This is a genomic window from Siminovitchia jepli, from assembly GCF_047228825.1.
GTDB lineage: Bacteria > Bacillota > Bacilli > Bacillales > Bacillaceae_C > Siminovitchia.
The window spans coordinates 1-24,860 of record NZ_JBFEGN010000042.1 but is presented as its reverse complement, the minus strand read 5'-3'; the positions used below and the strand labels follow the sequence as shown (position 1 = coordinate 24,860).

Below are 24,860 nucleotides of genomic sequence, written 5' to 3'. Positions count from 1 at the left end.
TGTTACCCCTTAATGGTATGTTTGTAAAGAAGAGGGACGAATGAACAGGAGGAGAACAGTTCATGAAGTGGAAAGTTGGCCTTGTCCAAATGGATATTGCTTTTGGAGATCCGAAAGAAAATTATAAAAAGGCAGAGCAGTGGTTTGAAAAAGCTGCCGAACAAGCGTGTTCGCTCGTAGTGCTCCCGGAGTTGTGGACGACAGGTTATGATTTGACGCGCTTGGATGAAATTGCCCACCACGAAGGTGAGGATGTCATTCATTTTTTAAAAGAACAGGCGGCAAAACACCAATTGCATATCGTTGGCGGATCAATTGCGAAACAAACAGCAAACGGTGTAAAAAATACGATGTATGTAGTGGATAAGAATGGGAATCTGCTTCACGAATACAGCAAGCTTCATTTATTCAGGCTGATGGATGAACATAAATACCTTGTTGCAGGTGAGGATGAGACAAAATTTACAATTGATGGGCAAGAAGCAGGCAGCTTTATATGCTATGATATCAGATTTCCGGAATGGCTTCGCAAGCCTGTCTTGAATGGCGCGAAGGTTTTGTTTGTTGTGGCCGAATGGCCCCTTCCAAGGGTGGATCATTGGCAAACGTTATTAAAGGCGCGTGCAATCGAAAACCAAAGCTATGTGGTTGCCTGCAACCGGGCTGGACGGGACCTTAATAATGTTTTTGCCGGCCACTCCATGATCATCGACCCGTGGGGTGCAGTAATCGCGGAGGCCGGTGAAGATGAGGAGCTGCTGACAGGGTCCGTTGACCTTGGGGTGATTGACGAAATTCGCCGAAGAATTCCCGTTTTTGATGACCGGCGCCCGGACTTTTATTAAATGAAAAACCCAAGCAGGCTAAGCTTGGGTTTTTTTGAAATAATTGGTTGCCAGCCAAAAGCCTTCGACGAAGCGGGCGGGAAGTTTGCCATCTGCCGGACCGCTTTTAAGCTTGCCCTTGTCTTATTTTCGCAGTCTGCCCAGCTCTTCGGCAAGGGCTTGCATTTCGTTTGGGGTGAAGTGTTCTTTTTTCATAACCATTTCATGGATTTCGCGGAGCTCTTCGTACAGCTCCTCATTGATTGCTTCTGCTCTTACTGCACTTGTATTCACCATGCGGAGTTTTTCTGTTATTTGGCTGAGCATGTATTCAATGTTTTGCGGCTCGTTTTTTGATAGATCCACCGAAGTCATCTCCCTGATATAAAATAAGATAATCCAATGATTCCATGCTGTGAAAGGATTGTCAACCGGATTATGAAAAGTCCCCCCATATTCTTGCTCGGAAAATTACACCATGCCGGTTTGGTTAAGATAAAAGCCTGGAAATGGGATCTGTCTCTTTGTAGATTATCTTGCCTGAACTGAAAGCGAGCTTGGCAGCCGAAGCTGCAAAAAACCGATATGTAAAGTGAGAAAAATACCTGTTTACATGATTTTACGGGAAGTGGGGCCTAAAAACAAATCAGCTGATCACCCCAAAATTTCAGAAATTTTTACTGCGGGTGTAGGTGTTTTTGCATAAGGGTATCCTTTTAATCTCTCAAACTAATGTGTTCTCTTTAAGAAAAATAGAATGTCAAGTAAAATGTTTTATCATTAGCCTGAAAAGGTAAATATAAATCAGACCAAGTGATTGGGAGAGGTGTACGGTGTGGGGATGAAAGAAGTGAAAACACGTAAAAAGCGTGAGAAATTCATCGAATTTGTAAAATCATTGATGGAAAAGATTCATCATAATGATGTGACGGGGCTTGCAGCCCAGTTGGCCTACTTTTTCCTTCTGTCTTTATTTCCGATGTTAATTTTTTTGGTAACCCTTTTGCCATATATGCCGATAACGCAACAAGACATTTTTTATCTTTTAAAAAACTTCGCGCCCCAGGAGACATATACGTTAATTCACGATACATTGGCTGAAATCATGGCCAATAGAAGCGGGGGACTTCTTTCTATCGGCTTTATCGCTACCATCTGGTCGGCCTCCAAAGGAATGAATGCCCTCATGAAATCATTGAACCGGGCATACGAGGTCGAGGAAAAACGTTCTTTTTTTATTGCAAGGGGATTATCAGTCGTTCTGACAATCGCAATGATTTTTGTATTTGTTTTGGCGCTGCTCCTTCCCGTTTTCGGAAAGCAAATCGGCCTGTTTATTTTCTCTTTTCTCGGGCTGTCGGAGCAATTTTTAAAAGTATGGGGAATTATTCGCTGGGCACTCAGTCCATTAATAATTTTTTTGGTTTTTCTTGCCGTGTACTATCTGGCCCCAAATGTCAGGATCAAGTGTTTAACAGCAGCTCCGGGGGCCATATTTGCAACGGTTGGCTGGATTATTGTATCGCTCGGCTTTTCGTTTTACGTGTCAAACTTCGGAAATTACACAGCGACCTACGGCAGCATTACAGGCATCATCATTTTGATGTTATGGTTTTATTTTTCAGCCATCATCATTATGGTCGGCGGCGAGATTAATTCATATTTTACGGAAAAAAAAGGAAAATGCGAACGCTAAAAGGAGCGGCCTGGGAAAACCATGCGGCTCCTTTTATTTTATTTTTTCAGGACTTTGTGAAGGGCCAATAAGAGATTCGGAATCAATGAACTGGAAATCATTAAATAATTTCTAAAACTTTGTAAAAAAGACCATTATTTTCTATTTTTTTATGATATAATTCAAAAAAAATAAAAAGGGGGATAACATGAAGAAGAAAAGACAATATACCGCTGTTCTGGTTGTTTTCATGTTCATGGCGAGCTTTTTACAACCGCTCGCTTCGCATGCGAGTGAAGCAGAACCCGGAGATGGAATTCAGTTACAAAAAAATGAAAAAGTAGAAGGGGAATTTTTTGAGCCCGGTGAGGTTCATTGGTACAAGATCGTCCCAACCGCCGATGAAATCGGCAACGATTCTCATATGAGGATCAAACTGACAGGAACCTTTGACGGAAACGTATCGGTTTACCCCGACTGGAACAGGGCTGAAGAAGACATAACGTTTGATGACTACAGGGGTTACATCGGTGAGGGCGTCCCTGTTGAAATTGATATGCCTCATGCATGGGAAGGCCCTTACTTTATTAAAGTGGAATACTTAGGATCTATTAATGAGGAGGAATACGGTGAGGAACAAGGAGATCCGGATAGCACCAAATACCAAATTGGTTATGAAGGCGTTACGCTTTCACCGTTGATGCTTTCCGGAGAACCATGTCCCGTGGAATTAAGCACGGATAAACAGAAGTCCGGTGAAGAAATTTTAACACAGCTAAGGCGTGTAAGAGACAATCTATTATCCAAAACAGATAAAGGAAAAGAATTGTCCTCTTTGTATTACAAGACCGCTCCTTTCCTTGTATCGAAAATGGTGTTCAACCAAAACATCCGCGAAACCGTTTATAAGCAATTGATTCAATTGAAGCCGATGTTTAAGGATATTGCGGAAAAAGGCGAGAACAGCAATTATAGGATAACGAAGGGAAACCAAGAGGCGATCAACGAATTATATGGGATCGTCTTGCAACATGTGCCGAATTCCTTCAGAAGTGAAATTGAACAGATCGGAAAGGAAATGGGGATTGGCAACCTGGTTGGAAAAAGGATCTCCGATGTTATAAAAGCAAACGGGCTGGCTATTTCCAAAGAGAATGGGAATCGTGTGATTGTCAAACTAAAAAGCGGGAATGCGGCAAGCTCTTTTCAGAAAAATTCAAAGAAACTGTTCGAATCCGCAACCATCAAGTCGCTGGGATACAATGGCCATTCTGTCCGCAACACATACGTTCTGAAAGTGGCAGATGATGCGAAAAAAGCCGCGGACAGGCTCATGACATTGCCGGAGGTAGAATACGCGGAGCCAGTTTACCAATATCATAAAAAGTCCTTTAACGATCTCCAGTACCTATATCAATGGGGATTGGAAAACACAGGCCGGGATTCGGGCATTCGTGGCGCGGATATCAAGTTTCCGAACCTTTTTGAAGTTCTGAATAAAAAAGAACTGAAGGATGTTGTGATTGCTGTCGCAGATACCGGTGTTGATTATACGCTGGCCGATTTAAACAAAAAAGTCGACACCGATAAAGGATATGATTTTATCAATGGGGATGGCGACCCGTCCGATGATGAAGGTCATGGAACGCATGTTGCCGGCATTATTGCGGCAGGTATTAATAACGGCTATTCGATGACGGGTATTCATCCAACTGCCAAAATCATGCCGGTCAAAGTACTTGATGCCGGGGGAAGCGGAGAAACGGACCAAATTGCCCTCGGGATTAAATATGCCGTTGACAATGGAGCAAAAGTGATCAATCTCAGTCTGGGCGGCCCCCCAAGCAGAGTCATTGAAGAAATGTTGAAATACGCCGCTTCGAAAAACGTGACTGTTGTTGCAGCCAGCGGAAATGACGGAGGAGATATGGTGGATTATCCGGCCTCCTCTCAATATACGATTGGTGTCGGGGCGACGAACAGGCTCGACATTGTGACGGATTTGTCCAGTTATGGCAAAGGGTTGGATTTGGTTGCTCCCGGTGTGGACATCCCCAGTTTACTTCCGAATGGAAATGTCACTTATCTTAGCGGGACATCAATGGCCACCCCCCACGTTGCAGCCGTTTCAGGATTGTTGTTGGCGGCAAATCCGAACATGAAACCAAACGAAATCAGACAAATATTGACTTCAACAGCAAACGATATTGCCGTTAAAAATATAAACAACGGTTTTGAAATTCCCGATGGAGAAGATCCCGACGATGAAGAATTCCCAACCGAGCCCGGATATGATGAAGCGTCCGGCTGGGGAAGATTGAACGCCTGGAGTGCGTTCAGCGTCGTTGACTTAAATCTTTCCATTGCTCCCTTAACGGATGTGGATACAAAAATTACGGGAAAAGCGGTTAAAGGAACTAAGCTTGAATTAAAGGCAGGCAATCATTCATTGGGTAAAGGGGAGGCGAATGCAGACGGTACTTTCAGCATTCCGATAGAACCCCAAAAGGGAAATGAAATTCTCCATCTGGAAGCAGAAAACGGACCGGCCAAAGCTGCGGTAAGGGTAACAGTCCAAGAAACACCGCCGCTGGAGCCGCCTGATGTCAATCCCGTCAGCGATCGGGATGCAGTGGTCACCGGAAAAGCAACGCCGGGAGCGACGATTTCCGTTAAAACAAAAAAAGCTGAAATTGGTACCGGCAAAGCTGATCAGCATGGTACATTTAAAGTAAATATCAAAAAACAAAAAGCCGGAACGATCCTTTATGTGACCGCTGCCGTTTCCGGAAAAACAAGTGAAACATCAGAGGTTGTTGTGATTGACAAGACACCGCCGGCAGCGCCAAAGGTAAAAACAGTAACCGATCGAGACACAACTGTTAATGGAACGACAGAAAAAGATGCGACAGTTTTTGTAAAACATAAAGATAAGGTGATCGGGAAAAACAAAGCCGATGCAAAGGGCAACTTTAAAGTAGTGATCAAAAAACAAAAAGCGGGAACGACTCTCCATGTAACGGCAAAAGACACTGCCGGAAATGAAAGCAAAGCGGCAAAAGTGGCCGTTCAGGACAAGACGCCGCCAGCGGTGCCAAAAGTAAAAGCAGTTACCGACCGTGATAAAGTGGTTGCCGGAACAACAGAAGCCAAAGCGACGGTTTATGTGAAACACAAAGGCAAAACAATCGGCAAGAAAAAAGCCGATGCAAAGGGCAACTTTAAAGTAGAGATCAAAAAACAAAAAGCGGGAACGACTCTCCATATAACGGCAAAAGACGCTGCCGGAAATGAAAGCAAAGCGGCAAAAGTGGCCGTCCAGGACAAGACGCCGCCAGCGGTGCCAAAAGTAAAAGCAGTTACCGACCGTGATAAAGCGGTTGCCGGAACAACAGAAGCCAAAGCGACGGTTTATGTGAAACATAAAGGCAAAACGATCGGGAAGAAAAAAGCCGATGCAAAAGGAAAATTCAAGGTTCCGATCAAAAAGCAAAAAGCGAAGACAACCCTCCATGTAACGGCAAAAGATGCTGCCGGAAACATCAGCAAAGCGGCCAAAGTGAAGGTCAAGAAACATAAAAAATAAATAAATGATGAGCCCTGCCGTTTTTCTCTTCGGCCAGGGCCTTTCTTAATTGTTTTTCCTGGTATAGCGGCATAATATCAATAAAAATTGTTTGGAACATTCAGCAGAAAGTGAACAACAAATGCAGGCAAAAGATGTCACATGGAATAAGAAGGCGTTCCGATTAACCTTTGTTTCTATTTCTTATCCGTGGGAGATGAAAGAATACTGCCCATTATGTTTGACTGGAACCGGATGGGGAAAAAATTAGTACGTATTTTTCAAAAAAGGTCCTCATAGGTTAGGCCGATAAACACTGTAGATGATAAAATGCAATTATCTATGAGATCAATGCAGGCCTGGGCTACCCATAAAAACGACTCATGACGCCCGAAAAGCGTGAAAACCGGGAAAACGGCAATCAAGACCGACCAGTTGATGGTGCCCGATGGAGGCTACGCCGAGACCGGTGTTGATACCAGACGGTGTATTTCTGTTTGATGAATAATATGGGAGAAAGGGGAAGGGAAAATGGAATACAAAATGAAAGATGAAGGCTTTTATATTGAACTTCCATACGGCAGGCTTGATATCTCGGGGAATGAGGAAAATGGTTTCAGGCCGTATCAGCTGTTAATTTCTTAACTTGCTGTATGCAGCGGGGGAATATTGCGTACCATATTGACGAAGATGCGCTTAAAGGTAGATGACATTCATATCATTGCCGAAGCGGAAAGAAATCCGAAAAGGGCCAATCGAATCGAAAAAGTTTCTCTCCATTTTAAAATTAAAGGTTCCAATTTGAGTGATGAAAAAATTGTAAAAGCCTTGAAACTGACAACAAAAAACTGTGCAATGGTCCAATCGGTGATTGATTCCATTGAAGTACGTGAAACTTACGAAATGATAGAAGGGTAAAGTCGCGAAGGAGGATGATCAGTGGATGGTCAACATCATATTTTTAGTCGTAATTGCTTTAGGACTTCCGCTTTCTATTATCGGGTCATTTTTGCATTGGCCGGGGGTGGCAATGTTTGGTGTATATTGCCTGACCATCATTGCCCTGGCAGGCGTCATGGGAAGAGCAACGGAAAGCTTGGCCATCGTGGCGGGACCGCGGATTGGCGGGCTTTTGAATGCGACTTTCGGAAACGCGGTCGAATTAATCATTTCCATTTTCGCATTAAAAGCGGGGCTTATTAATGTAGTCCTTGCTTCGTTGACAGGTTCGGTTATCGGAAACTTGCTCTTGGTTGGGGGATTGTCTTTTTTCATCGGCGGGTTGAAATTTAAAAGGCAAATGTTCAATGTATACGATGCGAGGCATAATGCGGGGCTGCTCATGTTTGCCGTGATCGTTGCTTTTATGATTCCGGAATTATTTACGCTGAACATGACCGCCGGGGAAAAAATGACATTAAGCATCGGCATATCGATCATCATGATCATCCTTTATATGGCGGCACTTTTTTTCAAACTCGTTACACACCGCGGGGTGTATATCACGAGAGCGGAGAAGGAGGCAGCAGATGAGGAAGAAATTCCCGAATGGTCAAAAGGAAGGGCAACGTTCATTTTGGCCCTGGCAACTTTGGCCGTGGCCTATGTATCTGAGCGCCTTGTTCATACATTTGAAGCAGTGGGCGCACAATTTGGCTGGTCCGAGCTGTTTATCGGGGTCATCATTGTTGCCATCGTCGGTAATGCAGCCGAACATGCATCTGCCATTATTATGGCCTTTAAAAATAAATTGGATGTGGCTGTCGAGATTGCAATCGGCTCCACATTGCAAATTGCAATGTTTGTAGCCCCTATTCTTGTCCTGCTTTCCATGTTTTTTACGCAACCGATGCCGCTCGTATTTACAGTTCCTGAACTTGTTTCAATGGCTACTGCCGTATTGCTGACGATCGTGATTGCGAACGACGGGGAATCGAACTGGTTTGAAGGCCTGACGCTGCTTGCGGCTTACTTAATTATGGGAATCGGGTTTTATTTGTTGTAGCGGCGGATAATCCTGAACATTTGGGAAAAAAATAAACTCATAAAAATAACGCCGCTTTAAGATGAAAGGAGTAAAACACCATGAAACGGCATCATGAAATCATGTTCCTGCTTTTAGCCTTTGTCCTGGTAATGGTTCCGATATCGGCGACGGCCGCCAAGAAACCTGAAGCCCGAATTGAGATCCCTTCATCCGTTGTAAACATCGGAAAAGAGAACACCATTTCTAATTCTGCCAGTGATCTTCCGCGTCTGGCTCCAAGCGACTTTACGAAAGAATTGCTGAAAACTTCCAAAGTAAAAATTGAAAATCCGAATCTGATCCGTATATTGAATGAATCGGCCGTTACGAAGTCTCCGCTTTCTTTCGGTGCAAGGGCCACGATTTTTCTGGGAGAATGGGCATTGAATTATGAATCGGAAGAAACGGATCCGAATTGGAAATACCAGAAAGTCAATACAAACTTTTATGACAACAGGGGCGGGACAGGAAATTATCAAATTCATTATGTACAGGAGTCCCAAAAAACAGTAAAGGGCGGTTTGACCTCAAAAGTAATGCACGTGGAAGACGTTCAAAAAATGATGCAGAAAAAGGCGCGTGAAAAAGTGAATCTGCCCCTTTCATTTGAAACCATCATCGGTGCCGGAACAAAGCATACACATGTTTACAACATTCCGCCTACCCGCGTAGGATATTTATATGCATTTGCACCTGCAGTAAGCGAAAAAGGAAAACTGACATACGGAGAAGTATATTTGTTGTTAAAAGGAACAAAGCAAAAAATAGTCATAAAAAATGTTACAACACAAGAAATAGGCGCCTGGATTCCGATCCAGGATCATCTAAGTTTTTCATTTGAAACGAGACAATAGAGGGGCAGGCGCCTCTCTTTTTTTTGGCACCCGGAACAAGCACCAATCATAATTTGGAAAGGTATGGCACGGATAATACGCCTTCAATGGAAAAATATAAAGAAAAAGATTGAAAGGCGGTGTGTGAATGAAACGATGGGCCATGTGGCTGCCTCTTTTGTTGCTTTTCTTCATTTATGGGCATGATGCAGCCGCAGTATCCAATACACCCATTCATTGGGGATTTAAAAAAGGAAGCGGGGAAAGGCAGGCTGATGCCGGACAGGCTTATGAACAATTGCTGAATAAGTATGACGCCTTTTATAAAGGGATCCCGGATAAAAAAGTGTTGTATATGACATTTGATAATGGGTATGAAAATGGCTATACCGCTCAAATCCTGGATGTACTAAAAAAGGAAAACGTTCCGGCAACCTTTTTTGTAACCGGTCATTATTTGGACAGCGCTCCGGATCTGGCCAAACGGATGGTAAAGGAAGGCCATATCATTGGGAATCATTCGTGGAGCCATCCCGATTTGACTCGGGTGAACGATGACGAAATAAAAGAAGAGCTGCAGCAGGTGAAAGAAAAAACAGCGGCTTTGACCGGCCAGACTGAGATGCAGTATTTAAGGCCGCCAAGAGGAATTTTAAGCGAAAGAACGTTAAAAATTGCCAAGGAAGAAGGCTACTATCATGTCCTTTGGTCATTGGCGTTCAAGGATTGGCAAACGGATCAGCAAAAAGGATGGAAATATGCGTACGATAACATCATGTCACAAGTTCATCCCGGTGCGGTTATCCTTCTTCATACGGTTTCCAAAGACAACGCTGACGCTTTGGAAAAGGTCATAGTCGACCTGAAAAAGAAAGGTTATACATTTAAAAGCCTGGATGACTATATCATGCATGAAAAAATAAAAAATCCTTTGTTATCCCAATAAGCCTGATTTATTTAAGCTTTTTTAGGAAAATACGATCGGGTTGTGCAGGAACAATAAAATCAAATCCAAACTCCCGCAACTTCTAAGGAAACAACGTTACAGCATATAAGTGAGTAACATTGTGGCAGTTTCAGGAAAAAGCAGCTTCTGGAGCTGCTTTTTCTTTTGGGATATAATGAGAAGACAAAAGGAGGGGGCTGTATGTGGGAGGAACTGATTAAAATTGGGGGTCCATACAATTTTAATATGGCGTTGGACAGGCTTGCCATGGATCCGCTCCATATTATTGATAAAGAAAATCGGGTTATACGAGTCCCTGTTTATCAACCGTCTGCGGAAGTGGTTGATGTTCAGGCGGTAGGCACGACTGAAAAACCGGCATTTGTATTGAAAGGAAAAAATATCAGCACAAAAGAAAAAGCCATTGCTGAAGTGGCAAGGGTCTTTCAATGGAATGCGCCTCTGGATCGGATTCATCGCCATTTTTCCGGCACCTCTTTAAGTAGCATATTTACCGAACACCGGGGAACGCCGATCGTTTTGGAATTCTCACTTCATGCTTCCATCATGCGTTCCATCATTCACCAGCAAATTCACATGAAATTGGCCATTTCGCTAACGGAGCAATTTGTAAAAACATACGGCTTTGAAGTGGACGGCGTTCCATTTTTTCCGTTGCCGGAAACAGTTGCCGCGCTTAAGGTGGAAGATCTCCGCAGCCTCAGGATGAGCCAGCGTAAAGCGGAATATCTTATTGATATTTCCGAAAAAATGGCCAATGGTGATTTAAACCTGGAAGGGATGAAACAATTGCCTGATCAGGAAGTGATCGCTGAGCTGGTAAAGCTCAGGGGAATAGGGCCTTGGACAGCGCAAAGCTTTCTCTTATTTGGACTGGGAAGGAATAATCTGTTTCCAAAAGCGGATATAGGGCTGCAAAGAGCTTTAAAAAGGCTGTTTCAGCTCGATCAAAAGCCTGATCCGGAAGAGATTGATGCATATATAAAGAACTGGGAACCATATTTGAGCTACGCCTCTCTTTATTTATGGAGAAGCATTGAAAAAAAGTAAGGAAAAGCCCGGCCTTTCCTTACAATCCTAATTTATTTTCTTTTTTGTCTGGCGCGCTGATCCGCTGCCTTGGATCTCAACTGGGCTTCTATATCATCATGATCCGCCAATTCCTGTGAGAACTCGATATCACGGCCGTCGCTTTTTTCGTATTTTGGCACTTGTGGAAGCTTTTGCTTGTTTTTGTCGCGTGCCTTTTGGTTATGTGCACGTCCCATGGCAAACTCCCCTTTCATCATTTGCAGGTTTCGCCCGCATTTATATTATGTGCACCTGCTGCTTTTTCACCCGTTTTTTGCAGCTACTTTCGTTCTTTTTCCACATATCCTCCAGCCCGGTCTGCACGTTTAAACTCCCGTTGATAAAGGACTTCCTGGGTTGTAGACAATTTATTTTTCGATTTGTATTCCTTGCTTTTTCTCAATGCCCTGCACCTCCCGTCATTTGGTATCATTTTTGCCTTCAGCTTATTACTTCATACAAAGACGGACAGGCTTGTTTATGTTAAAATACAAATAACTGAATGGAACGAGGGTGAAAAAATGCCCATTATCACAAAAATTTCCACTCAAAAGCGATACACAGCCCGGTATAATATTTTTCTTGATGAACAATATGCTTTCAGTGTTGATGAAGATGTGTTGATCCGTTACCAATTAAAAAAAGGAAAACACGTAACGGACTTAGAGATTGTACAAATTCAGCACGCCGATGAAATCAGAAAAGCTTTCAATGCGGCCCTGCATTTTTTATCTTTTCGCATGCGGTCGGAAAAAGAAATTCGGGATCACCTCAAGAAAAAGGAATGGGATGATTCGATCATTGATGCCGTTTTGCATGAATTACGAAAGCAAAAATTAACAGATGATCTTGAATTTGCAAAGGCTTATGTACGGACATGCATGAATATGGGGAGAAAAGGCCCTGCTGTCATAAAAAAAGAGCTAATGGAAAAGGGAGTAAATGAACCTTTTCTGGAAACAGCCTTAATGGAATACACGCAAGAGCAGCAAATAAAAGATGCCATTGCACTTGGGAATAAATTCGCCAAACGAAATAAAAAGCTTTCAGAGCGAATGCTGAGGCAAAAAGTTGAGTATACATTGTCAGCCAGAGGTTTTCCCTTTGGTATCATTCAAGCGGCGATCGACGGGATTGACATTGGGAAAGGTGAGGCGGAAGAGTGGGAAGCAATCATACGCGAAGCAAATAAAGCGAAAAGGCGCTTCGCCAATTTTTCCGGTTCTGCATATGAACAAAAGATGAAACAGGCTTTGTTTAGAAAAGGATTTGCGATTGATTTAATCAACCGTTTTTTGGATGAAGATACGGAGGATACAGAAGATGGTGAATGAAAAAAGATACAGCCAGATGACAGAAGCAGAGCTAAAAGCGGAAATCGCAAAAGTGACGGAGGAAGCCCGCAAGGCGGAGCAGTTGGGCATGGTAAACCAATTTGCCGTATTGGAGAGAAAAGCGGTGATGGCAAAAGCCTATTTATTGGATCCCGCCGACTTTAAACCGGGTGAAATTTACGCGATAGAAGGCGACCCCGGAAATTATTTTAAAATCAATTATTTGAACGGCGTTTTTGCCTGGGGGTATCGGTTGGGTGGCTCCGGGAAAGAAGAAGCCCTGCCGATTTCATTGTTGAAGAAATAGCACAGCGAAAAAATGCTGTGCTCATTCGTTATCTTTTGTTCCTTTTGACGGTATCTCTTTCAGTTACGATCATTTGCTGTGTTTGTTCGGTTTCGCCGTTTACCTGAGAATCGCTGTGTTTCGGCTCAAACCATCCCCTGTTAAAAGGAGTGAGATTTCGGTTTAAATGATTCTGGTCTTCTTTTCGCATCATAATAGCACTCCTACTCGCCTCGGTTGTCTTCCCTTGCGCCGGAAGCCCTCATTCTTTCTTGCGGTTTTGTGTTGGTTGTTCCGTCCGCCCGCTTTGAAGCAAACGCTGCTTTTGCACGGGGATCTAAATCTGGCTGATTTTTGTTTTCATAGGGAAAGTGTTTCGCCTTGTTGCGCAATGTCCTTCGCCTCCAAATAGTGCGGACATTTATCCGCTTAACGGTAGTATGGCTTGAAGACTGAAAAAAATACTACGCGAAAAAGGAGGGAGAAAATGGAAGATTATTACGAACGGTTGACGGTGCTGCTGCTGGAAAAAAATACAAACCTGACTTACGCGCAGGCGAGGACATGGATTGAATTGTTGTGGGAGGATTTTGAAACGACTCATGCCAAAGCGGGGAGAAAGTATCAAGGAAAAGAAGCAGCGGAAAAAGTGGTGCGGGTATGGGTGAAGCAATACGGAAATAAATTGCATGAGTTTACAGCTCTTAATCCAAAATATGCTGATTTGTTGCATGATGAAAAAGACCTGTTTCATTAAATAAAAAAACACAGTGTTCTTAACAACACTGTGTCATTAGTCCGTAACAACATGAAGTTTTTTTCTTAATTTTTCTTCACTATATACCCAGCCGGTATAGGATGTAATCATTTCCAGGTTCTCGTCAAGTTTAACGATTGCAACAAATGGGTAATGGCCATTGCTCCGATAGCGGAGATCAATAAAACGAACTTCGGTGTAGTCGTCATATTCTTTTATTTCCCAGCGGTAAACCGGTGAAAATGACAGAAAGGCCGAAACGTTTTTATCTTGTAAAGCAGCTTTTATTACAGGAGTGTCGGGAACGGGTATCCGTTTAAATTTGTCAAAAATTGTAATCGACCGCCTATAGGCTCTCCCGACGTAAAAATAATCTTTTGCAGTGACGGCAATCCTCCATTGGTTAAAATACATCGTAGAAGCAATAATGATTCGTTCGGCGTCCGGGATGGTTTTTAACACGGCGGACTTGACCATCTGCTGCATGACAAACCGAAGGACATAATACAGAAAAATAATCCCGTATACAACAAGAAATGTATATCCCGGGTTTGCGCCAAGCAGCCAAGCAAAAATGCCGGCCACATGCAGGCCGAAAATATAAGGGTCAAAAGTATTGATCATCCCAAGCGCAACCCACTTTGAGGAAAATGGCCGCAAAGCCTGGGTGCCGTATGCATTAAATATATCCACAAACACATGCATCAACACGGCAATGAGTGACCAAATCCACAGGTGCAGCCAATTTGTTTCCGGGAAAAAGAAATAAACGAAAGCGGCTACGACGATTGACCAAATCAATACGGCAGGGATCGAGTGGGTAATGCCTCTATGGTTACGAATATATACCGCGTTATTGCGGAGTTTTAAAAATGTATCTATATCAGGAATTTGCGAGCCGATTATTGCAGCAACGAGCACACTCTGGGTATTAACAGCAGTTTGTGCCACAACTGGATCAAGTGTGGCCAGTCCGCCAATTGCAAATCCCATCACAACATGGGTAGCTGTGTCCAATCCGGATCCTCCTTCGTGAAGGGATTTCTCTTTTCGTCAATCATATTCTTTTTATGGCCAAAAAGCAATAGGCGATCAACAAATGAAGTATTCTTACTATTCCCCGTAAAAGAAGGAATAATCACCAAAAAAGGGGTTTGAAGATGGATTTAACCGAAAAAATAAACAAGATAGACATAGAAGAGTTTCAACAAGATCTAATTCGCTGGTTTGAAGCGGAACAACGGGATCTTCCGTGGAGAAAGGACAGTGACCCGTACAAAGTATGGGTTTCGGAAATCATGCTGCAGCAAACGAGGGTGGATACTGTTATTCCATACTATAACCGTTTTTTGGAAAAATTTCCGACGATCGAATCATTTGCGGAAGCCGACGAAGAATCTGTCCTCAAAATTTGGGAGGGTCTCGGATATTATTCCCGCGCCAGGAATTTGCACTCGGCGATAAAAGAAGTCGTTGCAACATATGGAGGAAAAGTTCCTGACCAAAAAGAGGAAATTTTAAAATTAAAAGGAGTGGGCCCATATACTGCTGGAGCTGTATTAAGTATTGCTTACGGAAAACCCGAACCTGCCGTTGACGGAAATGTGATGCGGGTGTTATCCCGAATCTTGCTGATTACAGAGGATATTGCGGTACCCGCTGCCCGCAAAACGTTCGAAGAAGGAGCCCGGACATTGATGTTTGAGCCCAATCCTTCTTATTTTAATCAGGCGTTAATGGAACTGGGAGCGCTTGTTTGTACACCAACATCGCCTTCATGCCTTTTGTGCCCCGTTCAAAAGCATTGTTCCGCCTTTGAAAAAGGAGTGCAGGACGAGCTTCCTGTTAAAACCCGCAAGAAAAATACGAGACACGATAAATTGGCGGCAATCGTTTTACAAAATGAAAAAGGGGAATTCCTGATCCGCAAAAGGCCGGCAGAGGGTCTTTTGGCAAATTTATGGGAATTTCCAAGCTTAAAAATGCAGCCTGTGCTCGAGCCTCATGAAACGCTCCAAGATTTTTTGATGACGGAGTATTCGATCGATGTGGAGGTGGCGCCTGTTTCTTTTACGACAGTCGATCATGTTTTTACCCATTTAAAATGGACGATTCACGCATTTCATGGGAAAGTGGCCGGGGCCAGGCTGGAGGAGAACGAGCGGGTACGATTTGTTACAGAAAAGGAAATGAACGAATTGGCGTTCCCTGTTTCCCACCAAAAAATTTGGCAGGCGCATAAGATCCATGTAGAATACGAAAAAGAGAAAGCGAAAGGTAGGATTTAGATGAGGAAAACAGCACTGGTCACAGGCAGCAGCAGGGGTGTCGGCAAAGCTTGTGCCCTTGCTTTAGCCGAGAAAGGCTATGATATTGCCGTTAATTATGCACGAAGCAAAAAGGCCGCTCTTGAAACGGTGGAAGAAATTGAGAAATTGGGAAGAAAGGCACTGCTCGTACGGGCGAATGTCGGAGATGTGGACAAAATTAAAGCGATGTTCCAAAAGATTAGGGAAGAATTCGGCCGCTTGGATGTATTGATCAATAATGCAGCATCGGGAGTGTTGCGACCGGCAATGGAGCTTGAGGAATCCCATTGGGATTGGACGATGAACATTAACAGCAAAGCGCTGCTTTTTTGCGCCCAAGAAGCCGCAAAGTTAATGGAGAAAAATGGCGGAGGAAAAATTGTCAGCCTAAGTTCGCTGGGCTCCATCCGGTATTTGGAAAACTATACAACCGTCGGAGTGTCAAAAGCCGCTGTAGAAGCATTGACACGTTATTTGGCTGTGGAGCTTTCTTCAAAAAACATTGTGGTGAATGCAGTTTCCGGCGGAGCGATTGATACGGATGCATTAACACATTTTCCAAATCGCGAGGAGCTTTTGGAGGACGCCCGGAAAAATACGCCGGCGGGCCGCATGGTCGAAATCGATGATATCGTCAAAACGATTATGTTTCTCGTTTCGGATGATGCATTTATGATCAGGGGCCAGACCATAATAGTGGACGGGGGCCGATCCCTGCTTGTTTAAATACCTATCCAGATTTGGAACTTGTACACCGGATTGGTTTTTATTTTTGCCAAAAAAATTGGATAACAACTTGTGCCTCTGGTTACATTAAGAAACGTGGAGGTGAGAATGATGGCTAAAAGAAACCAATCTGAAAAGAATGTTCAAAAAGTAAGACAGCAAAATGCACAATCTGCAGGCGCTCAAGGCCAATTTGGCACTGAGTTTGCAAGCGAAACAAACGTGCAAAAAGTAAGACAGCAAAACGCACAATCCGCTGGTGCCCAACAACAAGCCCAAGGCCAATTTGGCACTGAGTTCGCCAGCGAAACCGATGCACAACAAGTAAGGCAGAAAAACCAACAAGCTGAGGCACGCAAAGGCAAAAACGTCGGACAGTAACGTATATATGTAAGTGAGCGGCTGCTTTTCAAATGAAGAGCAGCCGCTCATTTTTTTTGTAACTTGCTAAGAAAATTTTTCTTCATATAAAGCTTTTCTTGTCTGGCTCCGACGGACAGGACGTCCTAGCCTAGTACCGTCGGTGCCACAGAAGCGGCGGCCCAAGGCGGCCAGCGCCAAGCCCCCCCGGTGCCACAAGTCAAAACAGTCCGTAGGCGTAGGCGGGAGCCTCTTGCGTGTTTCGCCTTGTTTGCCCCTGAGCAAGACTCTTCGCTTTTATAATTTGGAATCTACCCGGCATTTTTAGGAACATACGATCGGGTTTTATGCAAATACGATCCGGAACTCGAAATATCGAGTTTATGCTCCGGGAACCCCGAAATACGATCCAATATGCGCAATTGCGATCCGGGAACCATAAAATACGCTCAAATTCTATTCCAGCCAACCTCCCGCCTCTTACTTCCAAGAAAGACGCGCAGCGCTTTTCTTAAAGGCCGTTCAGTTTTAAAAATTTGTTTAAACCGTTATAATAGTATCGGATAGTATATCGGATAAATTGCATTTTTTGAATAAGGGGTGCGTGAGGACGCTCTTGTACGGTGCGCTCTTTTTTATTTAGAAAGTAGGGGAGACGATGGATATTCCCGCAGAAGGATCAAACATTCAAATACAGAGCTATAAACACAACGGCAGCATCCACAGGATTTGGGCCGAAACAAAGGTGTTAAAGGCAACAAATCATATGGTCATCGGAGGCAACGACCGGACACTCGTAACGGAAGCAGATGGCAGAACCTGGATTACACGCGAACCGGCAATCTGTTATTTTCACTCGGACTTGTGGTTTAACATTATTTCCATGATCAGGGATGACGGCATTTATCATTATTGCAACCTTGGCTCTCCGTTTGTGTATGACCGGGAAGCGTTAAAATACATCGACTATGATTTGGATGTAAAAGTTTTTCCTGATATGACTTTTACCCTTCTGGACGAGGATGAGTATGAACACAACCGAAAATTGATGGGGTACCCCGATGTGATTGACCACATATTGAAAAAAAACGTCGATAAGCTCGTACGGTGGATCAGACAGCGGAAGGGGCCATTTTCCGCCGACTTTATCGACATTTGGTATGATCGTTACTTAACATATCTTAGGTAAAAATCCCTGTTGGCTTTCTTGACAGGCTTTATTTTGTTTGCAACAAGCACCCGGCATCATGAAAAAAGGCGCTTGTGCTTCTATAGGGGGGAGTCGCATGGGAATTATAAGAAGGTATTTGGCTTTTGTAAAGCCGTACCGCTGGAAAATTATTGGAACGCTTATGATAGGCATCATTAAATTTGCGATACCGCTCTTAATTCCTTTTTTAATGAAGTATGTAATAGATGATATTGTTACTGCCAATCATTTGAGCACAGACGAAAAAACATCCAAATTGTTTATTACAATGGCCATTATGATGTTCATATTTGTTATTTTAAGGCCGCCCGTTGAGTACTACAGGCAATATTTTGCCCAATGGACCGCAAGTAAAATCCTGTATGATATCCGCGACCGGCTGTTCACGCACATTCAAAAGCTGAGCTTTAAGTTTTACTCAAACACGCGTGCCGGTGAAGTGATTTCCAGGGTGATCAATGACGTTGAAGCAACAAAGGATTTTGTGATTACCGGGCTGATGAATCTGTGGCTGGATGCGGCTACCGTTTTGATTGCAATCGTCATTATGTTTACGCTCGATGTTCCCCTCACATTCGTATCACTTGCCGTTTTTCCGCTTTATATGTTTTCGGTACGGTATTTCTTTGGAAATTTGCGGAAATTGACAAGGGAGCGTTCCCAAGCGTTGGCCGAGGTTCAAAGTTATCTTCACGAACGGGTTCAGGGGATGCCTGTCATTAAAAGCTTCGCGATTGAGGACCATGAACAAACCCAGTTCGATAAAAATAACACGAACTTCTTGCGAAAAGCGCTGGATCATACGAGCTGGACGGCAAAAGCGTTTGCTGTTGTCAATACCATTACTGATATTGCCCCGCTGATTGTGATCGCTTATGCAGGTTACCAGGTCATTCATGGAATTCTCTCGATCGGGACGATGGTTGCGTTTATGGGATACGTGGAGCGGCTGTATAATCCGCTTCGCCGGTTAATGAACTCGTCCACTACGCTTACCCAGTCGATCGCATCGATGGACCGTGTTTTTGAACTGGCTGATGTTAAATATGATATTGACGATGCCCCGGATGCGGCGGAAGTAGGGAAGGTGCGGGGAAATATCCGTTTTGACAACGTATCTTTCGCTTATGGCGAAAAAGAAAAGCATGTGCTCCAAGACATTAACCTGCATGTGAAAGAAGGGGAAACGATTGCGCTCGTTGGAATGAGCGGCGGAGGAAAATCATCCCTTGTCAGTTTAATTCCCCGATTTTACGATGTAACGGCAGGGGCAGTCCTACTGGACGGGATTGACATCCGGACATTTAAAGTGCGCAGTTTGCGGGACAAAATCGGAATGGTGTTACAGGACAATATTTTATTCAGCGACTCTGTGAAAACGAATATTTTACTTGGAAAACCAAACAGCACCGACGAAGAAGTCATCCGGGCGGCAAAAGCAGCCAATGCACACGAATTTATCATCGATTTGCCAAACGGATATGATACGACGGTGGGAGAGCGCGGCGTAAAATTGTCAGGCGGCCAAAAACAGAGGATTGCCATTGCGCGGGTATTTTTAAAAAATCCCCCCATCCTCATATTGGATGAGGCGACATCCGCGCTTGACCTGGAAAGCGAGCATTTAATCCAGGAAGCACTGGATGAATTGGCAAAAAACAGGACAACGTTCGTCATTGCACACAGATTATCTACCATTACGCATGCCGACAGGATTGTGCTCATTGAACATGGAAGGATTGTTGAAGTAGGGACACATGAAGAGCTCATGAAAAAGAAAGGCCACTACTACGATCTTTTCCAAGTACAGCAGCTGGCGTGAAAAACAGCCGGGGGAGAACCTCCGGCTGTTTTTTTCAGTATTTATTCTGTTTGCTGCATTATGAGGGTAACGTCACCTGGGTTTCATCTTCATGGAACATCTGGGAGGTGCGGATCAATTTTTCCAGCTGCTCCAACTGCTCTTCATATTCAATAATCGCTGTTAATATCCGCATTAAATGATAAGGCTGAAATTCATCTTCAACATTATCTTTTCGGATTTCGGCCAAATAGGCATCCCGCAGCTGGCCCCGGCTTGACTCTCCATAATGGACATCATCCAGCTCGGCTTCCGGCCGTACCCGTCCGATAAATTTCAACAGCAGTTGATCGTGATAACCCATTAAATAATCCAGGCGTTCGCGTGTATCCACCTGCAGTGTTTCGGGAAGCTGGAGGAGAATGTTTTCATACTTATGCTGGAGCTTCAAAATATCGAAGCTTTTTTGGGTGACTTGGATCATCTGCCTGTATAGGACAAGTTTCCGGAGTTTCGCATAATCTGACTTTTTAAAATATCTCCGTTCTTCTTCATACATGGAATATAGCTGATTTACCTTTGTTAATCTCTTTTTAATCGTTTCAATATCTTTTTTCAGAAGCTCATCCTCTGAAGCAAACCTGGTGGTAAGCCTAATCCATTTTAATATGTCTTCCGTCACCTCCGAAATGCTCTGGAAAAGCCTCGTTTCGTATTTCGGCGGCAAGAAGATCATGTTGACGATAAAGGCGCTTAGGATGCCCAGAAAAATCGAAAATGTACGTAATGAAGCATAGTACAGAAAATCCTCAACCGGTGCTTCCATAATGGCAATAATGGTAACGAGCGCCAGTCTGATCGAATTTTCCAGCTTCAATTTTACCATGATTCCGATCGCTACGATCGCAGCAAGGCCGAGAATCAACAAATGATTGCCGAAAAGCAGCGTAAAGGCGACTGCCAGCAAAGCGCCAATAATATTTCCTTGTATTTGTTCCACAACTGATAAATAGGAACGGTAAATGGTCGGCTGGATGGCAAAAATAGCCGCTATGCCTGTAAAAAGAATCGGTTGTAAATCAAGAAGCTGTGCGAGATAAAGTGCTAACGTAATAGCTATTCCCGTTTTTAACATGCGGGCACCGAGCTTCATAATTGAATAGTTCCTTTCTGTTCGGGATGTCCCTGTAATGTTTTAAAAGCATTTACCACAACGGCAATCGTATCCATCACATCCTGTTCCTGGTGCGTTAGTTTTCAAAAACCACGCATCACACTTGGATGCAGTGATATAAAGCCCGCGATGCGGGAAATATGGTGAAACAAGATGAATCCCTTCCGAAAGCAGCAGATGAAGAACTTGGCGAACATTTCACCGTGAGTTCTTTCCTCCTGTTCATAATTTATCACTTGTTCACGGGTAAAATAAATCGAAAGTACGCTTCAGGCGATTGACGATAATTGGAATGTCATATTTTTTGCCGGCCCTTACAATCCCTTCTTCGAGGAGAGCACCAAGCCGGTCCAATTCCTCATACACCCCGTTGCTTTATGGGAACGGGAAGGGCTGTTTACGCCTCCCGCGATATGTTTTAATGCTTCGTTATGCAAAGCTGCTGATTTCCCATGATCTTCAATCCCCCCATAAGTAAAATACTTCATATATTTTAGTATGCAAGTGATCTTCACGCAATGAAGATGATTATTTAAGCGGCGTCATACCCATAAAAAATGTAGCGTAAGATGAAAGACAAGGGTCAAAGGAGGCTGCCGGGGATGTGGTACGTTTTATTTTTGGGAGTTGTCATTTGTATATTGATGGCTCTGAGAATGCTGTTTTTCCCCGCAAGGTTCAAATTCAAGGAAGTGTCTTTCGAGAATTTTGTTTTTCTTGCAATTACTTATGCCGTCATCATGATTGGATTTGGAATGCTTTACCTCCTGCTTGAATTGAAAGGATATCATATTTTTAATGATGTTGCCGCCTCTTCTGCACCGGGACCATTTTATTCACGGCTGGGAACTGCAATATATTTGAGTGCAGTCACGCTTTTTTCTGTAGGCTTTGGGGATGTTGCTCCCGTGGGCATGGGGAGATTTCTTGCCATTATTGAAGCGCTCCTTGGTTATACGATTCCTGCCGCATTTGTCGTACGTACTTTTATTGATTTTGACCCGGCCGCCCGCGGCAAGTATTAGCATATTTGTATTTATCTTTAAATTTTTGTACGCTAATAAAGGATATTATTAACAGGAGGCGATTTTATGACGGTTAAAGAATTGGAAATGGCTCCGGATTTTACATTGCTAGCAAGCAACGGGGAGGAAGTTAGTTTATCCGATTTTAAAGGAAAAAACGTTGTTTTATATTTTTATCCGAAAGATATGACGCCGGGATGTACAACACAGGCATGTGATTTCAGGGATATGCATGAAGACTTTGCTGCGCTTGATGCCGTGATTTTGGGAGTCAGCCCCGATCCGTTGGACAGACACGAAAAATTTATTGAAAAACATGGATTGCCGTTCTTGCTTCTTGTCGACGATGAGCATGAAGTGGCAGAAAAGTATGGTGTCTGGAAGCTGAAAAAGAACTTTGGCAAGGAATACATGGGAATTGAACGCTCCACCTTTATCATCGATAAAGAGGGAAGGCTTGCCAAGGAATGGAGAAAAGTAAAAGTTAAGGGGCATGTGGAAGAAGCGCTTCAGTATATTAAGGATCATCTGTCCTGACCACTTTCACATACAATTGCCCATTTTGTTTTTTTATACGGCTTTTGTCCATTCAATTAAAGTATAAATACATAAAGTATCATTACAGGGCATACCTCCTCATAAGAAAATTTCACTTGGACTGCAGGCTGCAGTCCTTTTTTTGCCAAAATTTTGGATGACGGTTTAACCGAGGAGGTTCTGAACAATATACATGAAGCAGCGTGTAAAAGAGAATACTTATTATGAAAACAATGTAAAACCATTGACAAAGCGGCATATCAGTTAGTACACTATTTATAAAGATTATAAAAAGAGAATAAATTTCTTATTGGAAAAGAGGTGCATGGCGATGTCAGAACACCAGTTAAAAGAGGCAATTGATACGTTGAAAAAAACAGGAGTCCGGATTACACCTCAACGTCATGCGATTTTAGAATACCTGATCCAGTCAATGGCTCATCCGACTGCCGATGATATTTATAAATCTCTTGAAAGTAAATTTCCCAATATGAGTGTGGCAACCGTTTATAATAATTTGCGGGTTTTCAGGGAAGTCGGACTTGTAAAAGAACTTACTTATGGTGATGCTTCCAGCCGCTTTGACTTTGTTACGACGGATCATTACCATATTATTTGTGAAGAATGCGGGAAAATTGTTGACTTCCATTATCCTGGCCTCGATGAAGTGGAACAGCTGGCAGCGCATGTAACGGGATTTGAGGTTGGAAACCATCGCATGGAGATTTACGGGGTTTGTCCCGAATGCCAGAACCAAAAAAAACATTAAAAAAGATCGCCCATGTAAAAAACAGGCGATCTTTTTTATTTCTTTTTTCGGTTATAACTTTCGTCAAATTCTTTTCCTTCCAGTTCCGGATCAAGGGTGAGCGGTTCCCGGCAATGCATGCACATATCCACCCGGCCGAGAATTTTTGTCGCCTTGCCGCAATTCGGGCATACCACTTGAACAGCTTTCGTCGAAAGCATTCCAATCCAGAAATAGACGACCGTACTTCCAATAATGGCCACCAAGCCGAGCAGCATAAATAATGTCATGACGATCGGATGCTTTTGAAAGAATATCCCTACGTACATAATAATGAATCCGATAAAAATTAAACTTAACGCAAAACTGCGGATTTTGTTTATTTTACTTGAGTATTTTTTTGCCATTGCGAGCCCTCCCAAAAATACACTATACCATAAAAACGCCCTGTCGAAAGTCTATATAATTGAAAAAAGCAGGAAATTAATATGAAATCGTCGAAATTATTACGAAATCAATTTTATTTGGAGGAATTATAATGGAGGATATCCTGCGGCCATTATTTGAACAATGTGCTTCCAAATCCACGACCCTGGGAATAATAATGATTGAAAAAGAAGACAGATTATTGACGGCCATGGATATGTTTGATGTAATAGTAATAGTCGTTGAAATCTGGCAGGATAAGCCGGAAGTGATTAAACACTATAGCTTCCGCGAAAAGAAAATTGCCTTTTACTTTATTGATGAGAGGCGGCTTCAGGAATGGGTACTGCTCGGTTCACAGCCGAAAATGATCAATATGCTGCGCGAAGGCCATATATTATTTGATCGTGACCGCTTCTTGGAAAACCTTAGGGATGAATTGTGGAGCCCAATTACAAAAAAGCAAAAACTGACGATTGGATTGGAGTTTGCCGAATTAATTAGAAAGTTTACGGAAGGAAAAGTTTTTTTTAAGAAAGAACAGTTTTTTCATGCGTATTATTATGCAGTCTATGCGCTTTATCACTTGGGAAAAATGGCAATGATAGAAAGCGGGTTGATGCCGGATTCGGCCGTATGGAGACAGATCAAGCAAATTGAACCGGAAATTTTAAAATTATACGAGGAGCTTGTTCTCGGAAACGAATCGATTGATAAAAGGCTTGAACTGCTGTATTTGGCAAGTGAATTTTTAATATATTCGAAAACTCCCGTCGGAACGGAACATTTATTGGAAATTATGCAAGAGAAGCCTCTGTGGAGATTTGAGGAAATTGCCCATCATCCGCAAACAAAGCACTATGGTACAAATTTAAGCATCCTGCTCGATTATTTAATTGAAAGAAGCTTTATTGTCCCGATCCAGGTTGAAACAAGCCTAAAAGGGATTTATGAACGCTGTTATCAAACCGGATAAGTTTTTTAAAATTTATTGTTGACATTAAAAACATTGTTTGATATATTAGTAGTCGTCGCTAATCAAGGAAGCGGCGAAAATAAACAAAAAACATATTGACATTCGATTTTTGCTATGTTAATATATAAAAGTCGCCCAAAAGGGAGACACCAAGTTTGCTCTTTGAAAACTGAACGAAACGAAACGTCAATAATCATTAATTTGTCAGCTTGAATATGAGCTAAGCAAAC

General features: G+C 43.0%; 27 protein-coding genes and 1 pseudogene. 20 read left to right on the top strand and 8 right to left on the bottom strand.

Annotation, left to right across the window (positions count from 1 at the left end; all coding sequences use genetic code 11):
• The first annotated feature begins 62 nt into the window (after positions 1-62).
• On the top strand, positions 63-845 hold the full coding sequence (locus AB1L08_RS13760; RefSeq protein WP_413065239.1) for a carbon-nitrogen family hydrolase: 783 nt from the start codon (positions 63-65) through the stop codon (positions 843-845).
• 123 nt (positions 846-968) lie between these two features.
• On the opposite strand, the gene AB1L08_RS13755 is transcribed toward AB1L08_RS13760, so the two are convergent.
• Positions 969-1,190 carry a DUF1128 domain-containing protein gene (locus AB1L08_RS13755; protein ID WP_413065238.1) on the bottom strand — a complete coding sequence of 74 codons (222 nt, stop codon included), beginning with the start codon at positions 1,188-1,190 and terminating at the stop codon, positions 969-971.
• A gap of 475 nt (positions 1,191-1,665) precedes the next feature.
• Here AB1L08_RS13755 and AB1L08_RS13750 point away from each other — a divergent pair, with 475 nt between their 5' ends.
• The 7 genes and pseudogenes from AB1L08_RS13750 to AB1L08_RS13720 all read left to right on the top strand — a co-directional run bounded on the left by AB1L08_RS13750 (position 1,666) and on the right by AB1L08_RS13720 (position 10,940).
• Positions 1,666-2,520 carry a YihY/virulence factor BrkB family protein gene (locus tag AB1L08_RS13750; RefSeq protein ID WP_413065248.1) on the top strand — a complete coding sequence of 285 codons (855 nt, stop codon included), beginning with the start codon at positions 1,666-1,668 and terminating at the stop codon, positions 2,518-2,520.
• A 187-nt stretch (positions 2,521-2,707) separates the two neighbouring features.
• Positions 2,708-6,085 (top strand): S8 family peptidase, encoded by a 3,378-nt coding sequence (locus tag AB1L08_RS13745; RefSeq protein WP_413065237.1) that lies wholly within the window; start codon positions 2,708-2,710, stop codon positions 6,083-6,085.
• A gap of 636 nt (positions 6,086-6,721) precedes the next feature.
• Positions 6,722-6,982: pseudogene (locus tag AB1L08_RS13740) on the top strand (OsmC family protein); the annotation flags it as partial.
• A gap of 25 nt (positions 6,983-7,007) precedes the next feature.
• A complete protein-coding gene (gene cax, locus AB1L08_RS13735; RefSeq protein ID WP_413065236.1) occupies positions 7,008-8,069 on the top strand; it encodes a calcium/proton exchanger in 1,062 nt (353 codons plus the stop codon).
• Positions 8,070-8,149: 80 nt separating this feature from the next.
• Complete coding sequence (locus AB1L08_RS13730) at positions 8,150-8,944, top strand: YfkD family protein (protein ID WP_413065235.1); 795 nt, start codon at positions 8,150-8,152, stop codon at positions 8,942-8,944.
• Between the two features lie 127 nt (positions 8,945-9,071).
• Positions 9,072-9,869: a delta-lactam-biosynthetic de-N-acetylase gene (gene pdaA / locus AB1L08_RS13725; protein WP_413065234.1), complete on the top strand. Its 798-nt coding sequence runs from the start codon at positions 9,072-9,074 to the stop codon at positions 9,867-9,869.
• A 201-nt stretch (positions 9,870-10,070) separates the two neighbouring features.
• Positions 10,071-10,940: a DNA-3-methyladenine glycosylase family protein gene (locus AB1L08_RS13720; protein ID WP_413065233.1), complete on the top strand. Its 870-nt coding sequence runs from the start codon at positions 10,071-10,073 to the stop codon at positions 10,938-10,940.
• 32 nt (positions 10,941-10,972) lie between these two features.
• Here AB1L08_RS13720 and AB1L08_RS13715 read toward each other — a convergent pair whose 3' ends face one another.
• Complete coding sequence (locus AB1L08_RS13715) at positions 10,973-11,158, bottom strand: YfhD family protein (RefSeq protein ID WP_413065232.1); 186 nt, start codon at positions 11,156-11,158, stop codon at positions 10,973-10,975.
• 83 nt (positions 11,159-11,241) lie between these two features.
• Positions 11,242-11,394, bottom strand: coding sequence for a YfhE family protein (locus tag AB1L08_RS13710; RefSeq protein ID WP_413065231.1), 153 nt, complete (start codon positions 11,392-11,394; stop codon positions 11,242-11,244).
• An 88-nt stretch (positions 11,395-11,482) separates the two neighbouring features.
• Here AB1L08_RS13710 and recX point away from each other — a divergent pair, with 88 nt between their 5' ends.
• On the top strand, positions 11,483-12,295 hold the full coding sequence (gene recX, locus AB1L08_RS13705) for a recombination regulator RecX (RefSeq protein ID WP_413065230.1): 813 nt from the start codon (positions 11,483-11,485) through the stop codon (positions 12,293-12,295).
• Positions 12,285-12,602: a YfhH family protein gene (locus AB1L08_RS13700; protein ID WP_413065229.1), complete on the top strand. Its 318-nt coding sequence runs from the start codon at positions 12,285-12,287 to the stop codon at positions 12,600-12,602. Before recX ends, AB1L08_RS13700 begins: the two co-directional genes overlap by 11 nt.
• Before the next feature lie 28 nt (positions 12,603-12,630).
• Here the strand turns inward: AB1L08_RS13700 and AB1L08_RS13695 are convergent, their stop codons facing one another.
• Entirely contained in the window at positions 12,631-12,795 is a 165-nt protein-coding gene (locus AB1L08_RS13695; RefSeq protein WP_413065228.1) for a YpzG family protein, read from the bottom strand.
• Positions 12,796-12,805: 10 nt separating this feature from the next.
• Positions 12,806-12,973, bottom strand: coding sequence for a small, acid-soluble spore protein K (locus AB1L08_RS13690; protein ID WP_413065227.1), 168 nt, complete (start codon positions 12,971-12,973; stop codon positions 12,806-12,808).
• A 95-nt stretch (positions 12,974-13,068) separates the two neighbouring features.
• On the opposite strand from AB1L08_RS13690, the gene AB1L08_RS13685 reads away from it, so the two are divergent.
• Positions 13,069-13,338, top strand: coding sequence for a YfhJ family protein (locus tag AB1L08_RS13685; RefSeq protein ID WP_413065226.1), 270 nt, complete (start codon positions 13,069-13,071; stop codon positions 13,336-13,338).
• 36 nt (positions 13,339-13,374) lie between these two features.
• On the opposite strand, the gene AB1L08_RS13680 is transcribed toward AB1L08_RS13685, so the two are convergent.
• Positions 13,375-14,355 (bottom strand): metal-dependent hydrolase, encoded by a 981-nt coding sequence (locus tag AB1L08_RS13680; protein ID WP_413065225.1) that lies wholly within the window; start codon positions 14,353-14,355, stop codon positions 13,375-13,377.
• Positions 14,356-14,498: 143 nt separating this feature from the next.
• Here AB1L08_RS13680 and mutY point away from each other — a divergent pair, with 143 nt between their 5' ends.
• The 5 genes from mutY to AB1L08_RS13655 all read left to right on the top strand — a co-directional run bounded on the left by mutY (position 14,499) and on the right by AB1L08_RS13655 (position 19,765).
• Positions 14,499-15,626 (top strand): A/G-specific adenine glycosylase, encoded by a 1,128-nt coding sequence (gene mutY, locus AB1L08_RS13675; RefSeq protein WP_413065224.1) that lies wholly within the window; start codon positions 14,499-14,501, stop codon positions 15,624-15,626.
• Positions 15,627-16,373, top strand: a complete 747-nt coding sequence (gene fabL / locus AB1L08_RS13670; RefSeq protein ID WP_413065223.1) for an enoyl-[acyl-carrier-protein] reductase FabL — start codon at positions 15,627-15,629, stop codon at positions 16,371-16,373.
• A 111-nt stretch (positions 16,374-16,484) separates the two neighbouring features.
• Positions 16,485-16,754: a gamma-type small acid-soluble spore protein gene (locus AB1L08_RS13665; RefSeq protein WP_413065222.1), complete on the top strand. Its 270-nt coding sequence runs from the start codon at positions 16,485-16,487 to the stop codon at positions 16,752-16,754.
• A 637-nt stretch (positions 16,755-17,391) separates the two neighbouring features.
• Positions 17,392-17,922 carry a nucleoside tri-diphosphate phosphatase gene (gene ntdP / locus AB1L08_RS13660; RefSeq protein WP_413065221.1) on the top strand — a complete coding sequence of 177 codons (531 nt, stop codon included), beginning with the start codon at positions 17,392-17,394 and terminating at the stop codon, positions 17,920-17,922.
• Between the two features lie 97 nt (positions 17,923-18,019).
• Positions 18,020-19,765, top strand: coding sequence for an ABC transporter ATP-binding protein (locus AB1L08_RS13655; protein ID WP_413065220.1), 1,746 nt, complete (start codon positions 18,020-18,022; stop codon positions 19,763-19,765).
• Between the two features lie 58 nt (positions 19,766-19,823).
• Here the strand turns inward: AB1L08_RS13655 and AB1L08_RS13650 are convergent, their stop codons facing one another.
• The gene (locus tag AB1L08_RS13650; RefSeq protein WP_413065219.1) at positions 19,824-20,897 is read right to left on the bottom strand and encodes an FUSC family protein; all 1,074 of its coding nucleotides are present in this window, start codon (positions 20,895-20,897) and stop codon (positions 19,824-19,826) included.
• Positions 20,898-21,520: 623 nt separating this feature from the next.
• Between AB1L08_RS13650 and AB1L08_RS13645 the strand changes: the two genes are divergently transcribed.
• The 3 genes from AB1L08_RS13645 to perR all read left to right on the top strand — a co-directional run bounded on the left by AB1L08_RS13645 (position 21,521) and on the right by perR (position 23,249).
• Positions 21,521-21,943 carry an ion channel gene (locus AB1L08_RS13645; RefSeq protein WP_413065218.1) on the top strand — a complete coding sequence of 141 codons (423 nt, stop codon included), beginning with the start codon at positions 21,521-21,523 and terminating at the stop codon, positions 21,941-21,943.
• Between the two features lie 66 nt (positions 21,944-22,009).
• Complete coding sequence (gene bcp / locus AB1L08_RS13640; protein WP_413065217.1) at positions 22,010-22,480, top strand: thioredoxin-dependent thiol peroxidase; 471 nt, start codon at positions 22,010-22,012, stop codon at positions 22,478-22,480.
• A 331-nt stretch (positions 22,481-22,811) separates the two neighbouring features.
• The gene (perR, locus tag AB1L08_RS13635; protein ID WP_413065216.1) at positions 22,812-23,249 is read left to right on the top strand and encodes a peroxide-responsive transcriptional repressor PerR; all 438 of its coding nucleotides are present in this window, start codon (positions 22,812-22,814) and stop codon (positions 23,247-23,249) included.
• Between the two features lie 35 nt (positions 23,250-23,284).
• Here perR and AB1L08_RS13630 read toward each other — a convergent pair whose 3' ends face one another.
• Positions 23,285-23,635, bottom strand: coding sequence for a YgzB family protein (locus AB1L08_RS13630; protein WP_413065215.1), 351 nt, complete (start codon positions 23,633-23,635; stop codon positions 23,285-23,287).
• A 131-nt stretch (positions 23,636-23,766) separates the two neighbouring features.
• Between AB1L08_RS13630 and AB1L08_RS13625 the strand changes: the two genes are divergently transcribed.
• Positions 23,767-24,630, top strand: coding sequence for a nucleotidyltransferase-like protein (locus AB1L08_RS13625; RefSeq protein WP_413065214.1), 864 nt, complete (start codon positions 23,767-23,769; stop codon positions 24,628-24,630).
• The last annotated feature ends 230 nt before the right edge of the window (positions 24,631-24,860 follow it).

What these genes read in the sequence shown, in the direction of transcription:
- AB1L08_RS13760 (WP_413065239.1), top strand. Translation starts at nt 63, where the DNA reads ATGAAGTGGAAAGTTGGCCTTGTCCAAATGGATATTGCTTTTGGAGAT.
- AB1L08_RS13750 (WP_413065248.1), top strand. Translation starts at nt 1,666, where the DNA reads ATGAAAGAAGTGAAAACACGTAAAAAGCGTGAGAAATTCATCGAATTT.
- AB1L08_RS13745 (WP_413065237.1), top strand. Translation starts at nt 2,708, where the DNA reads ATGAAGAAGAAAAGACAATATACCGCTGTTCTGGTTGTTTTCATGTTC.
- cax (WP_413065236.1), top strand. Translation starts at nt 7,008, where the DNA reads ATGGTCAACATCATATTTTTAGTCGTAATTGCTTTAGGACTTCCGCTT.
- AB1L08_RS13730 (WP_413065235.1), top strand. Translation starts at nt 8,150, where the DNA reads ATGAAACGGCATCATGAAATCATGTTCCTGCTTTTAGCCTTTGTCCTG.
- pdaA (WP_413065234.1), top strand. Translation starts at nt 9,072, where the DNA reads ATGAAACGATGGGCCATGTGGCTGCCTCTTTTGTTGCTTTTCTTCATT.
- AB1L08_RS13720 (WP_413065233.1), top strand. Translation starts at nt 10,071, where the DNA reads ATGTGGGAGGAACTGATTAAAATTGGGGGTCCATACAATTTTAATATG.
- AB1L08_RS13715 (WP_413065232.1), bottom strand. Translation starts at nt 11,158, where the DNA reads ATGGGACGTGCACATAACCAAAAGGCACGCGACAAAAACAAGCAAAAG.
- AB1L08_RS13710 (WP_413065231.1), bottom strand. Translation starts at nt 11,394, where the DNA reads ATGATACCAAATGACGGGAGGTGCAGGGCATTGAGAAAAAGCAAGGAA.
- recX (WP_413065230.1), top strand. Translation starts at nt 11,483, where the DNA reads ATGCCCATTATCACAAAAATTTCCACTCAAAAGCGATACACAGCCCGG.
- AB1L08_RS13700 (WP_413065229.1), top strand. Translation starts at nt 12,285, where the DNA reads ATGGTGAATGAAAAAAGATACAGCCAGATGACAGAAGCAGAGCTAAAA.
- AB1L08_RS13695 (WP_413065228.1), bottom strand. Translation starts at nt 12,795, where the DNA reads ATGATGCGAAAAGAAGACCAGAATCATTTAAACCGAAATCTCACTCCT.
- AB1L08_RS13685 (WP_413065226.1), top strand. Translation starts at nt 13,069, where the DNA reads ATGGAAGATTATTACGAACGGTTGACGGTGCTGCTGCTGGAAAAAAAT.
- mutY (WP_413065224.1), top strand. Translation starts at nt 14,499, where the DNA reads ATGGATTTAACCGAAAAAATAAACAAGATAGACATAGAAGAGTTTCAA.
- fabL (WP_413065223.1), top strand. Translation starts at nt 15,627, where the DNA reads ATGAGGAAAACAGCACTGGTCACAGGCAGCAGCAGGGGTGTCGGCAAA.
- AB1L08_RS13665 (WP_413065222.1), top strand. Translation starts at nt 16,485, where the DNA reads ATGGCTAAAAGAAACCAATCTGAAAAGAATGTTCAAAAAGTAAGACAG.
- ntdP (WP_413065221.1), top strand. Translation starts at nt 17,392, where the DNA reads ATGGATATTCCCGCAGAAGGATCAAACATTCAAATACAGAGCTATAAA.
- AB1L08_RS13655 (WP_413065220.1), top strand. Translation starts at nt 18,020, where the DNA reads ATGGGAATTATAAGAAGGTATTTGGCTTTTGTAAAGCCGTACCGCTGG.
- AB1L08_RS13650 (WP_413065219.1), bottom strand. Translation starts at nt 20,897, where the DNA reads ATGAAGCTCGGTGCCCGCATGTTAAAAACGGGAATAGCTATTACGTTA.
- AB1L08_RS13645 (WP_413065218.1), top strand. Translation starts at nt 21,521, where the DNA reads ATGTGGTACGTTTTATTTTTGGGAGTTGTCATTTGTATATTGATGGCT.
- bcp (WP_413065217.1), top strand. Translation starts at nt 22,010, where the DNA reads ATGACGGTTAAAGAATTGGAAATGGCTCCGGATTTTACATTGCTAGCA.
- perR (WP_413065216.1), top strand. Translation starts at nt 22,812, where the DNA reads ATGTCAGAACACCAGTTAAAAGAGGCAATTGATACGTTGAAAAAAACA.
- AB1L08_RS13630 (WP_413065215.1), bottom strand. Translation starts at nt 23,635, where the DNA reads ATGGCAAAAAAATACTCAAGTAAAATAAACAAAATCCGCAGTTTTGCG.
- AB1L08_RS13625 (WP_413065214.1), top strand. Translation starts at nt 23,767, where the DNA reads ATGGAGGATATCCTGCGGCCATTATTTGAACAATGTGCTTCCAAATCC.